At 69.7% G+C, this 13,670-nt stretch carries 14 protein-coding genes; 11 read left to right on the top strand and 3 right to left on the bottom strand.

The window, feature by feature from the left end; all coding sequences use genetic code 11:
- The first annotated feature begins 32 nt into the window (after positions 1–32).
- From ACE3QC_RS10585 to bla, 8 genes are read left to right on the top strand one after another with little or no spacing between them, the layout of a single operon-like run.
- A complete protein-coding gene (locus tag ACE3QC_RS10585; protein ID WP_374407959.1) occupies positions 33–695 on the top strand; it encodes a hypothetical protein in 663 nt (220 codons plus the stop codon).
- Positions 692–1,978 (top strand): DUF4350 domain-containing protein, encoded by a 1,287-nt coding sequence (locus ACE3QC_RS10580; protein ID WP_374407958.1) that lies wholly within the window; start codon positions 692–694, stop codon positions 1,976–1,978. Before ACE3QC_RS10585 ends, ACE3QC_RS10580 begins: the two co-directional genes overlap by 4 nt.
- A 2-nt stretch (positions 1,979–1,980) precedes the next feature.
- Positions 1,981–2,937 (top strand): AAA family ATPase, encoded by a 957-nt coding sequence (locus ACE3QC_RS10575; protein WP_374408063.1) that lies wholly within the window; start codon positions 1,981–1,983, stop codon positions 2,935–2,937.
- A 10-nt stretch (positions 2,938–2,947) separates the two neighbouring features.
- On the top strand, positions 2,948–4,282 hold the full coding sequence (locus tag ACE3QC_RS10570) for a DUF58 domain-containing protein (RefSeq protein ID WP_374407956.1): 1,335 nt from the start codon (positions 2,948–2,950) through the stop codon (positions 4,280–4,282).
- The gene (locus tag ACE3QC_RS10565; protein ID WP_374407953.1) at positions 4,279–5,352 is read left to right on the top strand and encodes a stage II sporulation protein M; all 1,074 of its coding nucleotides are present in this window, start codon (positions 4,279–4,281) and stop codon (positions 5,350–5,352) included. Before ACE3QC_RS10570 ends, ACE3QC_RS10565 begins: the two co-directional genes overlap by 4 nt.
- Complete coding sequence (locus ACE3QC_RS10560; protein WP_374407951.1) at positions 5,349–6,260, top strand: RDD family protein; 912 nt, start codon at positions 5,349–5,351, stop codon at positions 6,258–6,260. The genes ACE3QC_RS10565 and ACE3QC_RS10560 overlap by 4 nt, the downstream gene beginning before the upstream one ends.
- Positions 6,261–6,264: 4 nt before the next feature.
- The gene (locus ACE3QC_RS10555; RefSeq protein WP_374407949.1) at positions 6,265–6,744 is read left to right on the top strand and encodes a GNAT family N-acetyltransferase; all 480 of its coding nucleotides are present in this window, start codon (positions 6,265–6,267) and stop codon (positions 6,742–6,744) included.
- The gene (bla, locus tag ACE3QC_RS10550; RefSeq protein ID WP_374407947.1) at positions 6,741–7,637 is read left to right on the top strand and encodes a class A beta-lactamase; all 897 of its coding nucleotides are present in this window, start codon (positions 6,741–6,743) and stop codon (positions 7,635–7,637) included. Before ACE3QC_RS10555 ends, bla begins: the two co-directional genes overlap by 4 nt.
- Here bla and ACE3QC_RS10545 read toward each other — a convergent pair.
- Positions 7,634–8,620, bottom strand: a complete 987-nt coding sequence (locus ACE3QC_RS10545; protein ID WP_374407946.1) for an isoaspartyl peptidase/L-asparaginase family protein — start codon at positions 8,618–8,620, stop codon at positions 7,634–7,636. The two genes, bla and ACE3QC_RS10545, sit on opposite strands and share 4 nt — an antisense overlap.
- A gap of 101 nt (positions 8,621–8,721) precedes the next feature.
- Here ACE3QC_RS10545 and ACE3QC_RS10540 point away from each other — a divergent pair, with 101 nt between their 5' ends.
- Both ACE3QC_RS10540 and ACE3QC_RS10535 read left to right on the top strand, forming a co-directional pair.
- Positions 8,722–9,177 (top strand): GFA family protein, encoded by a 456-nt coding sequence (locus tag ACE3QC_RS10540; RefSeq protein WP_374407944.1) that lies wholly within the window; start codon positions 8,722–8,724, stop codon positions 9,175–9,177.
- A 70-nt stretch (positions 9,178–9,247) separates the two neighbouring features.
- Positions 9,248–10,474, top strand: coding sequence for a mechanosensitive ion channel (locus ACE3QC_RS10535; RefSeq protein WP_374407942.1), 1,227 nt, complete (start codon positions 9,248–9,250; stop codon positions 10,472–10,474).
- 67 nt (positions 10,475–10,541) lie between these two features.
- Here ACE3QC_RS10535 and ACE3QC_RS10530 read toward each other — a convergent pair whose 3' ends face one another.
- Positions 10,542–11,279: a hypothetical protein gene (locus ACE3QC_RS10530; protein ID WP_374407941.1), complete on the bottom strand. Its 738-nt coding sequence runs from the start codon at positions 11,277–11,279 to the stop codon at positions 10,542–10,544.
- Between the two features lie 145 nt (positions 11,280–11,424).
- Positions 11,425–12,438, bottom strand: coding sequence for a zinc transporter ZntB (locus ACE3QC_RS10525; RefSeq protein ID WP_374407940.1), 1,014 nt, complete (start codon positions 12,436–12,438; stop codon positions 11,425–11,427).
- A 69-nt stretch (positions 12,439–12,507) separates the two neighbouring features.
- Here ACE3QC_RS10525 and ispG point away from each other — a divergent pair, with 69 nt between their 5' ends.
- Entirely contained in the window at positions 12,508–13,665 is a 1,158-nt protein-coding gene (gene ispG, locus ACE3QC_RS10520; protein WP_374407939.1) for a flavodoxin-dependent (E)-4-hydroxy-3-methylbut-2-enyl-diphosphate synthase, read from the top strand.
- Positions 13,666–13,670 lie beyond the last annotated feature (5 nt).

Here is a 13,670-nt window from a genome sequence, read left to right as displayed (position 1 = left end):
ACGCGCCCGTGCGACCTGCCACCACCCTGCACGTGACAAGGGGCGCAGCCGAAATCACCGACCGTGATGTGCCGCAGGTGGGCAGCGGCTGGGAAGCGGTGCGCGCCGACGACACCATCCAGTTCGCGCCCGTGCAGATGCCCGAGCAGCTGCCGCCGCCCGGCTGGCTCGTCAGCCTGTTCCAGGCCATCGGCGAATTCCTGGCGCCGATCGGGCGCGCGCTCGGCATGTCGTGGCCGGTGTTCAAATGGGTGTTGCTCGCTCTTGCGGTCGCTCTGCTCGCCTGGCTGCTGTGGCGGCTGCTCGCCCCGGTGCTGATGCGGGAGAGGCGCGAGACGTCGCTCGAGGACGAGGCGTGGGCGCCCGACCGCGCCGACGCGCTCGCGCTGCTCGAGGATGCCGACCGCCTGGCCGCCGAGGGCCGCTACGACGAGGCGACGCACCTGCTGCTGCGCCGCAGCGTCGGCCAGATCGCCGCCGCCCGGCCCGACTGGGTCGAACCCTCGAGCACCGCGCGCGAGCTTGCGCTGCTGCCCGCGCTGCCCGAGGCCGCGCGCAGCGCCTTCGCCGCGATCGCCGAGCGGGTCGAACGCAGCCTGTTCGCGCTGCGCGCCCTGGGCGAGGACGACTGGCGCGCCGCGCGCGAGGCCTATGCCGAATTCGCGCTCCAGCGCCTGCCGGGGCGCGCGGCGTGAATTCGCCTGCGTTCAACCCCAAGGTCGTGTTCGGCCTGCTGCTGTTCGGCGCGCTCGCCTTCGCCGCGACGCTGTACCTGATCGGCGCGGGCGAGACCTCGCGCGGGCCGAACGACGGCGGCAGCCACGCCGCGGCGAAGGGGTTGACCGGCTATGCCGCGCTGGTCGATATCCTCGAAGCCGAAGGTCACGAGGTCACGATCTCGCGCAACCAGGCCGCGTTCGACGACAACGCGCTGCTCATCCTGACCCCGCCGACATTCGCCGATGGCGAGGAGCTGACCGAACTGATCGACCGGCGGCGCTATGCCGGTCCGACGATACTGGTCCTGCCCAAGTGGTATGCGATCGAGATTCCCGACTCGGTTCCGGTCGAGAAGGAAGACGGCTGGGTGATGCTGGGCGGCGTGAGCCCGGTGCCGTGGTTCCCGACGCTGGGGGCGGAGTATCAGGGCGAGGCGAAAATCGTAGAGCTCGACCCGGCAGACGGCGCGGACTGGCAATGGGGTGCCCGGCGCGGATCGCTGCCCGACCGCGAGCAGGTGCAGACGATCGGCGATGTCGGAATGGTCCCGCTCGTCACGACGAGCGACGGCGCGATTCTCGCCGGCTATTACGAGGACGACGGTTACTACCCGGTACTCGACGAGGCCGCCGGCCTGCCGCCGCTCGACGAGGAAGGGCGCGATACCGGCCGCTGGAACGTCATGGTCGTGGCCGAGCCCGACCTGTTCGACAACTACGGCATGGCCGACCGCGCGCGCGCCGCGCTGGCGCACGATCTGATCGACGTGGCGATGGAGGGCGAGGATCTGCCGGTCGTGTTCGACCTCACGCTGAACGGCCTCGGGCGCACGCAGAACCTGCTGACGCTCGCCTTCGCGCCGCCGTTCCTCGCCGCGACGCTGTGCCTCGTGCTCGCGCTGATCGTCGTCGCCTGGCGCGCCTTCCGCCGCTTCGGCCCGCCCGTGGCGGAAGCGCGCGCGATCGCGTTCGGCAAGGGGCGGCTGGTGGCGAACGGGGCCGCTTTCATCCTGCGTACACGCCGGCTCCACCTGCTGACCGGGCCCTATATCGAGACCACGCGTCAGCGCATCGTCGCGGCGCTGCGGCTGCGCACCGCCGACGACGACGCGGCGCTCGACCGCGCGATCGCCCGGCGCGCACCCGATTCGCCCGGTTTCGGCGAAAGCGCCGCCGCGCTGCGCGGCGCGCACCGGCCCCACGACATCCTGCGTGCCGCCCGCGCGCTCAAGACCCTCGAAAGGAAGCTGACCCGATGACGATGACGCTCGACGACGTGCGCGCAATGGCGCAGGCGATTCGCGGCGAGGTCGCCAAGGCGATCGTCGGCCAGGACGAGACGATCGACCACCTGCTGGTGGCGCTGGTGAGCGAGGGGCACGTGCTGCTCGAAGGCCCGCCCGGCACGGCCAAGACCTTCCTCGCGCAATGCTTCGCCGCCGCGCTGGGGCTCGATTACGGGCGCATCCAGTTCACGCCCGACCTGCTGCCCGGCGACATCCTCGGCTCCAACCTGTTCAACTTCCAGACCAGCCAGTTCACGCTGACGCGCGGGCCGATCTTCCGTGACCTGCTGCTGGCGGACGAGATCAACCGCACCCCGCCCAAGACGCAGGCCGCGCTGCTGGAGGCGATGCAAGAACGCCGCGTGACGCTGGACGGCGAAACCCACGCCCTGCCCGATCGGTTCATGGTTGTCGCCACGCAGAACCCGATCGAGAACCAGGGCGTCTATCCGCTGCCCGAAGCGCAGCTGGACCGATTCCTGTTCAAGCTGCTGGTCGGCTATCCGAGCGAGGCGGAGGAAGCCGCGATCGTCACCCGCTTCGGCGAGCGTCAGGGCCCCGCGCGCCCGGTGGAATTCGGCATCGCGGCCGTCACCGATGCGGCGCAGCTCGGGCAGGCGAGCGCGGCGCTGACGGGCGTGACGGTGGCGAAGGAGATCGTCGACTACGTCGTGCGGCTGGTGCGCGCCACGCGCGAAAGCGCCGACCTTTCCAGCGGCGCTTCGCCGCGGGCCGCGGTGCTGCTGGCCAATGCCGCGCGGGCCCGCGCCGCGCTCGACGGGCGTGATTACGTGGTGCCCGACGACGTGAAGGCGCTCGCCACCTCGGTGCTGCGCCACCGCCTGATCCTCAGCCCGGCGGCCGAGATCGAGGGCCGCGAGATCGAGGCGCTCGTCGCCGAGCTGATCGAAAGCACCGAGGCGCCGCGTTGAGCCCACCTGCATGAAACTGAGCTTTCCCATCGTCCCCACCGCGCGGACCGCGTGGCTGGCGGCGCTCGCCGCGCCGATCGCGATCGTGATCGCCGCCGCGGCGCCGGGGGCGTGGGTGATCGCGCCAGCCGCCGGCGTGGCGCTGCTGGCAGTCGCGCTGCTCGACGGGATGCTCGCCGGGCGGATGGCCGAGTGGCGCATCCTCGTTCCCACCGACGCCGAAGTGGGCGAATCGTTCGAGGTGCTGGCCATGGCCGAGTTTGCCGGGCGCTCGGCGAGATCGCCGCTGGAAGTAGCGCTGGCGACCGATCCCCGGCTGGGCGAAGCGGGCGCCGTGCGTTTCGTCGCCTTGTGCGACCCCGCGACCGGCGCGTGGGAGGGCAAGACCACGCTCACCCCGTCGCGCCGGGGCACCGCCGCGGTGACGCGTGTGTGGCTGCGCTGGGCCGGCCCGCTCGGCCTCGGCGCGCGGCAGGCCAGCCATGCGCTCGATCGCATGGTCCGCGTCTGGCCCGATCTCGCGCCCGTCCGCAGCCCCGAATTGCAGACCTTCCTGCGCGACGCGCAGTTCGGCCTCATCGCGCGGCGCATTCGCGGCGAAGGCACCCAGTTCGAGGCGCTGAGCGAATACGAACCGGGCATGGACCGCCGCCGGATCGACTGGAAGGCGAGCGCACGCCACACCCGGCTCTACGCGCGCGAGAACGAGAGCGAGCGCAACAACCAGATCGTGTTCGCGTTCGATTGCGGGCAGGCGATGTGCGAGCCGGTGGGCGGCCTCCCGCGGATCGACCGCGCGGTGACCGCGGCGCTGACCGCCAGCTACGTCGCGCTGAAGGGCGGCGACCGGGTGTCGCTGTTCGGCTTCGCCCGGCGGCCCGAGCTGTCGACGCCTTTTGTAAGTGATTCGCGCAATTTCCACCGTCTCCAGCGCGCCGCCGCCGGGCTCGACTATAATGCCGAGGAGCCCAATTTCACGCTCGCGCTGGCGACGCTCGCCGCCCGGCTCCAGCGGCGCTCGCTGGTGGTGCTGTTCTCCGATTTCACCGATCCCACCGGGGCCGAACTGATGATCGAAGGCGTCGGGCGGTTGGTCGAACGACACCTGGTGCTGTTCGTGACGATGGAGGACGAGGATCTCGCCGAGCTGTCCGCCGCCGAACCCGGCACGCTCGACGCGCTCGCCACCGCCGTCACCGCCGACACCCTGCTGCGCCAGCGCGCGCTGGTGCTCCAACGGCTGCGGCAGATGGGGGTCGACATCATCGAGGCGCCGTGGGACCGGATCGGCTATCGCCTGATCGACCGCTATCTCGAGATCAAGCGTTCGGAGGCGATCGGGTGAAGGCGCCGATCCTCAAGAACCTGTTCGGCAAGGCCGAGGCCGCCCCGCCGCCCGAAATCGAGGCTGCGGCGCTGCGATCCGACCGTTTCCGGCTCGAGCGCCAGCGCGAGTGGCAGCGGCTGGAAGACATCGTCGGTCGCATGGAAAAGGGTCGGTTGCGCGGACTTTCGGACGAAGACGTGCTGGCGCTGCCCGTGCTCTACCGCACCGCCGCCTCCAGCCTCGCGGTCGCGCGCGAGACCTCGCTCGACGCGTCCACTCTCGAATATCTCGATTCGCTGGTCCAGCGCGCGTGGTTCCAGGTCTACGGCCCGCGCGAGGGCTTCGTTGCCTGGCTGCGCCGCTTCCTCGGCGGCGGGCTGAGCCGCGCGATCCGCGGCATCTGGCTCGACATTTGCGTCGCGCTCGCGGTGATGGTCGCGGGCACGGTGGTCGGCTGGCTGCTCGTGCTGCAGGACCGCGAGTGGTACTATTCGCTCGTTCCCGTGCAGTTCGCCGACACTCGCGTGCCGGGCGCGAGCCGCGAGGTGCTGCTCGAAAGCCTCCAGGTCGAAAAGGATACGCAGGGGCTGTCCGCCTTCGCCGCGTACCTGTTCAGCAACAACGCGGGGGTCTCGATCCTCGCCTTCGCGCTGGGCTTCGCCTTCGGCATCCCCTCGCTGATGCTGCTGCTGCACAACATGGCGATGCTCGGCGCGCTGCTGTGGCTCTATCACGACGCCGGGCTGACGCTGGAATTCGCCGCCTGGCTCAGCGTTCACGGCACGACCGAGCTGTTCGCGATCCTGCTGGCGGGCGCGGCGGGGATGCATATCGGCCGGTCGATGGCCTTTCCGGGCAACCGCTCGATCCTCGCCGCCGCCGCCGAGAGCGGGCGGCGCGGAGCACAGGTGATGGTCGGCGTGGTTCTGATGCTGGTCTTCGCGGCCTTGCTCGAGGCATTCCCGCGCCAGTTGCTCGGCATGGAAGGGCGCGCGCTGATCGGGGTGACGATGCTGCTGTTCTGGCTCGCCTATTTCTTCGCCTTCGGGCGAGCGCGCAGCCGCGACGAGGCGGTTGAAAGCCCATGAGCGCCAACATACTCCCCCACCTCGCCCACCGCGCGAAGCGCCGCCGGGAGGTAATTACACCTGAGGGCATCGCGCTGTCCTTCACCGTCGCCAGCCGCGGCGCGCGTGCGGGGGCACTGATCCTCGACCTCGTGCTGATGTTCGTGATCGGGATCGGCGTCACCTTGCTGCTGATCTGGATCGGCGGCGGCCTGTTCGACAGCGGCAGTCAGAATATCGGCGGCGCGAGCGAGTTCATCGCGGTGTTCTGGACGCTGTTCTGGTTCCTGCTCTGGAACGGCTATTTCATGGTCATGGAGATGGGCCCGCGGGGCGCGACCTTCGGCAAGCGCGCGGCGGGTATCCGCGTCGCCGCGCGCGATGGCGGGCGGCTGACGCCCGAAGCGGTCGTCGCGCGCAACCTGCTGCGCGATATCGAGCTGTTCCTGCCGCTGATCTTCTTCCTCGTCGCCCCCAGCGGCGAGGCGGGTCTTGCGGGGATTGCTGCCGCCGCATGGTTCCTCGTCTTCGTGCTGTTCCCGTTTTTCAACCGCGACGCGCTGCGCGCGGGCGACCTGATCGCGGGCACCTGGGTGGTCGAAGCCCCGCGCGTCAAGCTGGCCGACACACTCTCGACCGAAGGCGCCGCGCGCGAAGGCGCGAGCACGCTGACCGGCGCCGCCTACCGCTTCGGCGATGCGGAGCTGTCGATCTACGGCGAATACGAGTTGCAGACCCTGGAACGCGTGCTGCGCGACGGACAGCCCGAAGCGCTCGAATCGGTCCACGCCGCGATCTGCCGCAAGATCGGTTGGGACCCCGGCGCTGGCGACGAGCGCGCTTTCCTCGAAGCGTTCTACGCCCAGCTCCGCGCGAAGCTAGAGGGCGAAATGCGCTTCGGCAAGCGCAAGGCGGACAAGTTCAGCTAGCGCTATGGGCTACGCGATCGCACGTGAGTCTCCCGGGCAGGACGACGTGCTCGCGCTGCTTCGGCTCCATCTCGAGGAGATGCACGGCTGGTCGCCGCCCGGCACCGTCCATGCGCTGCCCGTCGAGCGGCTGCGCGATCCCGCCGTGGCGTTCTTCACCGCCCGCGAGGGCAGCACGCTTGCTGCGATCGGCGCGTTGAAGGAACTCGACGCGGAGCGCGGCGAGTTGAAATCGATGCGCGCGGCCCCGGCCTATCGCGGCAGGGGTGCGGGCGAGGCGATCCTGCTCCACCTGATCGCGGAGGCGCGCGGGCGCGGCTATCGCTGGATCGGGCTGGAAACCGGGCGACCCGCCCCGTTCGCCCCAGCGGCGCGGCTTTACGCGAAGCACGGTTTCGCCGAATGTCCGCCTTTCGGCGACTACGTGTCGGACGAATTCAGCCTGTGCATGGGGAAATACCTGAGCATGGAGAAAGAGCCGTGACGATCGACCGCCGCACACTCATCGGATCGGCCATCGCGCTCGCCGCCGGGGCCTGCGTGCCGGTGGAGCGTGACCGCTATGGCCGCTTCGGCGCGCTGCTGCGCATCGTCGAGGCCTCGGCGAACGGCACGCTGGGCGCGGCGGTGCTCGATACGGGCACCGGGCAGGTATGGGGCCACGCGGACTACGCGCGTTTCCCGCACCTCTCATCGTTCAAGTTGTCGCTTGCCGCGCTGGTGCTGCATTTGGACGAGATCGGCGAGATCGACGCGGACGAACGGCTGACGTGGACCGGGGCCGAACTGCTCGACTACGCGCCATTCGCCAGGGAGCGGCTGGCGCAGGGCGCGACCATGCGCGAACTGGCGGAGGCGACCCAGACGCTGAGCGACAACACCGCCGCCAATGTCCTCCTGCGCCGCCTCGGCGGGCCCGAGCGGCTGACCGCCTACTGGCGCGCGCTGGGCGACGAGACGAGCCGCCTCGACCGCACCGAGCCCGAACTGAACAACGTGCCGCCGGGCGAGATCATGGACACCACCACCCCCGCCGCGATGGCCCGCACGCTGGCCACGCTGCTCTACGGCGATGCGCTGGGCGAGGCAGCGCGCACCACGCTCAAGCGGTGGATGGCCGAAACGCGCACCGGCACGAACCGCATGCGCGCCGGGTTGCCGGGCGAATGGCCCGCGGGCGACAAGACCGGCACCTCGATGTGGCCGGGCATGGGCAGCGTCTATGTCGATGTCGGCTACGTCGAGCCGCCGGGTCGTGCCCCGCTCACCTTCGCCGCCTATTTCCGCGCCGCGCAACAGCATACCAAGGCGGAGCCGGCAGCCGAGGCGGTGCTGGCCGAGGTCGGGCGCGTGATCGCGCAATACGCGGGCACCTAATCCTCCGCGAAGATCGCGACCTCGCTCATCCCCGAGCTGTTGGCGCGGGCGCGGTACATGCCCGGCGTGTTGAAGCTGAACACCGCTTCGCCATCCTTCGACACCGCGATCACCCCGCCGTCGCCGCCCATCTGCGCGACGTCGGCCATCACCGTGTCGGCGGCCTGCTGCACGCCCTCGCCCGCCAGCAGCATCCGGTCGCAGATCGCGTGCGCGACGCCGGCGCGGATGAAGAATTCGCCCCACCCGGTGGCGGAGACGGCGCAGGCCCGGTCGTCGGCATACGTCCCCGCCCCGATCACCGGCGAATCGCCGATCCGGCCCCAGCGCTTGCCGGTCATTCCGCCGGTCGAGGTACCCGCCGCGAGGTGCCCCTGCCGGTCTCGCGCCACCGCGCCCACGGTGCCGAACTTGAACTCGACGTCGAGCGCGGAGAGATTCTTGGCCTTCATCTCCTCCAGCTGCCGGCGGCGGTGCTCGGTCGCGAACCATTCGGGCGGCACGATCTCCAGCCCTTTTTCTCCTGCGAACTGTTCAGCGCCGTCGCCCGAAAGGAACACGTGGCGCCCGTCGTCCATCACCGCGCGCGCCAGACGGATCGGATGGCGCACGGTGCCCACGCCCGCGACCGCGCCCGCCGCGCGGTTGCTGCCGTCCATCACCGAGGCGTCCATCTCGTTGGTCCCCTCCCACGTGAACACCGCGCCGCGCCCGGCATTGAACTTGGGATCGTCCTCCAGGCGCACGATCGCCGCCTCGACCGCATCCATCGCGCTGCCGCCCTCGGCCAGCACCTTCGCCCCCGCATCAAGCGCGGCCTGCATCGCGGCGCGATATTCCGCCTCCTGCTCGGGCGTCATGTTCTCGCGCAACAGCGTGCCCGCCCCGCCGTGGATCGCGAGCGACCACTCGGGCGTCTCCTGCGCGGAAGCGGCGGGAGCGAGGGCGAAAAGCGCGAGCAGCGCGGCAGCGGTCCTTATCATGCCAGCCGAATAGCGCGGCGGGTGGTATGGCGGCAAGCTACGAGCCGAGGATGGCCCTTCCGCCGCGCACCGGCTATCCTGGTGCACGAAAGGATGCCGCCATGCCCGATCCCGTCAGCTTCGATCCACCGCTGGAAGGCCGCTGCCTGTGCGGCGCGGTGACGATCACGCTCGCCCGCGTCGCGCCGGGGGTGGAGGCGTGCCACTGCGCGATGTGCCGCCGGTGGTGCAGCGGCCCGTTCTTCTCGCTCCACGGCGCGAAGCACGGCGAGTTCGCGCTGTCGGGGGAGGAGGCGGTCCACAGCTACCCCTCGTCCGAATGGGCCGAACGGGCGAGCTGCGCCACCTGCGGCAGCGCGCTGTGGTATCGCTTCATACCCGGCGAGACATGGGCCTTCGCCGCAGGGCTGTTCGATCTGCCCGCCGACTGGCGCATCGGCGAACAAATCTTCGTCGACGAGATGCCGGATTGGGCCGAACTCGCCGCCGATGGCCCGAGGAAGACCGGTGCGCAGATTATGGCCGAAGCGAAGGCCGCGGGCTTCGATTTCGGCTAGATTCTCGGCATTTCCCCTTCGCGAAGCAATGTGTTAGCTTCCCGCCCATCAACAATTCGGGGGAATTGCGATGCAGGTGGGTAGATACAGGTTCGACGAACAGCTCGCGCTCCAGATCGGCGAAAAGGTGATCTGGGCGCTGGTGATCCTCGTTGCCACGTGGGCCGTCGCCCGCGCGGCCAAGTGGGCCTTTGCCAAGTTGGTCGACAACGTCGCATTTTTCCGCCGCGCTACCGGCAGCGGCCATAGCCTCGGCGAATCGCTGGGGCGCATCGTCAGCCTGCTGATCTGGCTGTTCGGCCTGATGATGATCCTCTCCGTGCTCGGCCTCGGCAGCGCAGTCGGTCCGCTCGACACGCTGCTCGACAACGTGATGGCCTTCGTGCCGCGGCTGATCGGCGCGGGGCTGATTTTCTTCATTGGCCTGATGGTGGCGCGCATCGTGCGCGACATTGTCGTCACCACGCTGCAGACGTTCGATTTCGACAAGTGGGCCAACCGCGGCGGGGTCGACACGGTCACCGGCAACGCGGCGATCAGCAACACGATCGGCACCGTGATCTACGCGTTGATCGTGATCTTCGTCTCGATCCTCGCGCTCGATGCGCTCAGCCTCGAAAGCGTCTCCGCGCCGGCCAGCAACATGCTGCAACTGATCTTCGACGCGATCCCGCGGATCATCGGCGCGGCGCTGCTGCTGGGCATCGGCTATCTCATCAGCCGCTTCGTGGTGCAGCTCATCAAGGACGTGCTGGTCGGCCTCGGGGTCGACCGCGCGCTCGGCGCGACCGAACTGCTGCCCGACAACACCACCGCGACCGACGTGATCGCCCGCGTGGCGCAGATCGCCATCGTGCTGTTCTTCGCCATCGCGGCCACCCGCCTGCTCGGCTTCCCGGAGCTGACCGCGATCCTCGATCAGGTGCTGGAACTGGGCGGGCGCGTGGTGTTCGGCGCGGTCGTGATCCTCGTCGGCTTCCTGATCGCGCGGCTGCTGGTGCGGATGATCTCGGGGGCGGGGGAGGAAAGCCTCGCGGCCACGATCGTCAAGTGGGCGACGATCTTCGTGTTCACCTTCATGGGCCTCAGCTTCATGCAGGTGGGCGACGAGATCGTGCGCATCTTCTTCGGCGCGCTGGTGATCGGCGGCGCGGTGGCCGCGGCGCTGGCCTTCGGCCTCGGCGGGCGCGCCTGGGCCGGCCGCAAGCTGGAGGAATGGGACGGCAAGCTGCCTGCGAAACCCGCGAGCAAGCCGCGCGGCAAGACGGCGAACGATCCGCTGCCGCCCGGCGCCTGACGGCCGCCGTTACACCAGGGAAAGGGCGCGGACCTTCGCGGGTTCGCGCCCTTTCGCTTTCAGAAGCTCAAGCCGCGACTAGCGCCGGAGGCTCGCCGCCAAGCGCACTGCGCCGCCGCCGCGCCGCATCGAACAGCGCGACCGCGATCAGGAACGCCAGGCAGATCATCGCGAATTCGCCGCCGTCCTCGATGAAGGTCTCGAGTTCGATCATCGCCTGCGTATGCGAGCCCCACACCACGACGAGGTCCACGATTACCCCGAAAAACGCTGCCGCGCCGACGCATCCGGCGAGAATCAGCGATTCGACTGCCGGGCGCAGCCGCGCGCCGTGCAGGCTCAGGCACAGCGCCGCGAGCCAGAACGCGCCGATCGCCAGGAACAGGCTCGCCTCGCCGATGTCGTTCGGCGCGACCGGCAGTGGCCAGCCCGCGAACCAGCTCGTGAAGGCGTGGCCGAAGCGCTCGTGGATCTCGATGCTGTTGTCGAGCGTCAGCCAGGCGAACAGCGCGGCGTTGGCGAGATAGACGCTCGCCCCGTCCCACCGCCACATGACCAGCAGCATCGCCGCGACCGCCGCCGTCAGGGCATATTCGAACCATTCGCCGAAGCCCTGATCGGAAGCGAGGAAGAATTGCACCGGCAAGTGCGCATCGGTCAGCTCGCCGTAATGCGCCGCGACGTCGAGCCCCACCAGCAATCCGGCGTAGGGCGACACGAACAGCGCGGCGGTGCGCAGGCTGCGCGCACCGGCGATTTCCTTCAGCACGGCGAGGGTCTCGCGAACGAACGGCGCAATCGGCATGGCGCGTCTCCAGCCGCCCCCGGGTGGACGGAATGCGCCGCTCTAGCGCAGGCGCGCCGCGCGGTCGGTTAATCCGGATGCTTAACGCCGGGCTATCGCAGGCACCATCCCGCCCCGGGACAGCCGCGCGCCGAAGGTTACCGCGTCAGAGCCACTTCCAGCGCCAGAACAGCGCGAGCTGGATCAGCATCACCCCCCCGCACAGGCCGACCACGATCCAGAACGCGCGCGGATCGTCCACCCCCGGCATGCCGCCCACGTTGATCCCGAGCAGCCCGGTGAGGAAGCCCAGCGGCAGGAAGATCGCCGCGACGATCGTCAGCAGGTAGTTGGTCCGTTCGCTGCCGGCGAGCGAGCGGGCGCGCAACTCGTCCATCAGCACGACCGCGCTTTCCTTGCTGATGTCGATATCGTCGAGGAAGCGGCGTAGCAGCGCGATCGTCTCGGCGATCTCGCGCCGGTCGTGCTCTTCGAACCAGGCGGGCGCATCGCGGCCGATCGATTCGAGCGCGACGTGCTGCGGCCCCATGTGCCGCTGGAGCGCGAGGCTGTTGCGCCGGATCGCGACCACCTTGGACAGCATCTCCTCGCCGTCCTCCTCCTCGATGTCGAGATCCTCCAGCCGGTCGATCTCCTCGTTCATGTCGACGATCGCGGCGTTCATCCGGTGGACCATGTGTTCGGTCAGCGACGTGACGAGCGACCCCGCATCGGTGGGCCCGCGCCCGGCGTCGAGGTCGGCCTGCGTGTCGCGCGGAGTCTGCAGCGGGTCGCGGCGCAAGGTGAGCAAGCGCGTGCCGTCGCTCCACAGCTGCATCGAAACCATGTCCTCGGGCTCCGCGCCGGGGTTGAAGTTGATCCCGCGCAGCGTCGCCACCAGCGTCTCGCCCTCGCGGAATGCGCGCGGACGGGTGGCGTCGCTGACCAGCAGCTCGGCGGTCGGCTCGGGAATGGAAAGCGCGGACTGGAGCCACTCGTAGACCCCGCCAGCGGTGCGCCGCAGGTGCAGCCACAGCACCTCGCCGGGCGCGCCGGGCCGCCAGCCCTGCGCCTCCTCCCAGCCGATCGCACGCGCGCCGCCCTTCCCGTCGAGCACCCTGCCGAACAGCAGCGGGGTGCCGGTTTCGCCATCGTCGGTCGGGGGTTCGGCTTCTCGCATCGCTCCTTCATGCCGCAATCGCGGGGCGCTGTCATTGCTCCTTCATCGTGCGCGGCGTATATGCGCGCCATGTCCGAGATACGCCCCTGGCGCACGATAGAGCGCCGCCAGTCCCGCCAGATCATGGTCGGCAACGTGCCGGTCGGCGGCGACGCGCCGATCACCGTGCAGACGATGACCAACACACCCACCGAGGATGCGGCCGCCACGATCGGCCAGATCCGCCGGTGCGAGGATGCCGGGGCGGACATCATCCGGGTTTCCTGCCCCACGGAAGAAGCGACCGCCGCGCTGCCGCTGATCGTGCGCGCCGCCTCGATCCCGATCGTCGCCGACATCCACTTCCACTACAAGCGCGCGCTGGAAGCGGCCGACGCGGGCGCGGCGTGCCTGCGGATCAATCCGGGCAATATCGGTTCGAGCGCGCGGGTGGCCGAGGTTGTGCGCGCGGCCAAGGCCAACGGCTGCGCGATCCGCATCGGCGTCAACGCCGGGAGCCTCGAGAAGGACCTGCTCGAAAAATACGGCGAGCCCTGTCCCGAAGCGCTGGTAGAATCCGCGCTCGACCATATCAAGCTGCTGCAGGACCACGATTTCCACGAATACAAGGTGGCGGTAAAGGCGAGCGACGTGTTCCTCGCGGTCGCTGCCTACATGGGGCTGGCCGAAGCGGTCGACTGCCCGTTGCACCTCGGCATCACCGAGGCGGGCGGGCTGATCGGCGGCACGGTGAAGAGCTCGATCGGCATGGGCAACCTGATGTGGGCGGGGATCGGCGACACGATCCGCGTCAGCCTCTCCGCCGAGCCGGAGCAGGAGGTGCGCGTCGGGTTCGAGATGCTCAAGGCGCTGGGCCTGCGCACCCGCGGCGTGCGCGTGGTCTCGTGCCCCAGCTGCGCGCGGCAGGGCTTCGACGTGATCCGCACGGTGCAGGCGCTCGAAGACCGCCTGAGCCACATCAAGACCCCGCTCTCGCTCTCGGTCCTCGGCTGCGTCGTCAACGGCCCGGGCGAAGCGCGCGAGACCGACATCGGCCTCACCGGCGGCGGCCAGGGCAAGCACATGGTCTACCTCTCTGGCGTGAAGGACCACCATATCGACGACGCCGGAATGCTCGACCACATCGTGGCGCTGGTCGAAGCCAAGGCGGCCGAGATCGAAGCGGGCATGAGCGATACCGGCCACGCGGACGACGGAGCGCAACGGGTGCCCGAAGCCGCCGAATAAGGCGA

The organism is Pelagerythrobacter sp., assembly GCF_041912895.1.
Classification (GTDB): domain Bacteria; phylum Pseudomonadota; class Alphaproteobacteria; order Sphingomonadales; family Sphingomonadaceae; genus Pelagerythrobacter.
The sequence above is the reverse complement of the archived record's forward strand: the minus strand, read 5'-3'. Positions and strand labels throughout refer to the sequence as shown.

Bases quoted from the DNA above. Each gene is read 5' to 3' on its own strand.
- ACE3QC_RS10575 (WP_374408063.1), top strand. From the start codon at position 1,981: ATGACGCTCGACGACGTGCGCGCAATGGCGCAGGCGATTCGCGGCGAG.
- ACE3QC_RS10570 (WP_374407956.1), top strand. From the start codon at position 2,948: ATGAAACTGAGCTTTCCCATCGTCCCCACCGCGCGGACCGCGTGGCTG.
- ACE3QC_RS10560 (WP_374407951.1), top strand. From the start codon at position 5,349: ATGAGCGCCAACATACTCCCCCACCTCGCCCACCGCGCGAAGCGCCGC.
- ACE3QC_RS10555 (WP_374407949.1), top strand. From the start codon at position 6,265: ATGGGCTACGCGATCGCACGTGAGTCTCCCGGGCAGGACGACGTGCTC.
- ACE3QC_RS10545 (WP_374407946.1), bottom strand. From the start codon at position 8,620: ATGATAAGGACCGCTGCCGCGCTGCTCGCGCTTTTCGCCCTCGCTCCC.
- ACE3QC_RS10540 (WP_374407944.1), top strand. From the start codon at position 8,722: ATGCCCGATCCCGTCAGCTTCGATCCACCGCTGGAAGGCCGCTGCCTG.
- ACE3QC_RS10535 (WP_374407942.1), top strand. From the start codon at position 9,248: ATGCAGGTGGGTAGATACAGGTTCGACGAACAGCTCGCGCTCCAGATC.
- ACE3QC_RS10530 (WP_374407941.1), bottom strand. From the start codon at position 11,279: ATGCCGATTGCGCCGTTCGTTCGCGAGACCCTCGCCGTGCTGAAGGAA.
- ACE3QC_RS10525 (WP_374407940.1), bottom strand. From the start codon at position 12,438: ATGCGAGAAGCCGAACCCCCGACCGACGATGGCGAAACCGGCACCCCG.
- ispG (WP_374407939.1), top strand. From the start codon at position 12,508: ATGTCCGAGATACGCCCCTGGCGCACGATAGAGCGCCGCCAGTCCCGC.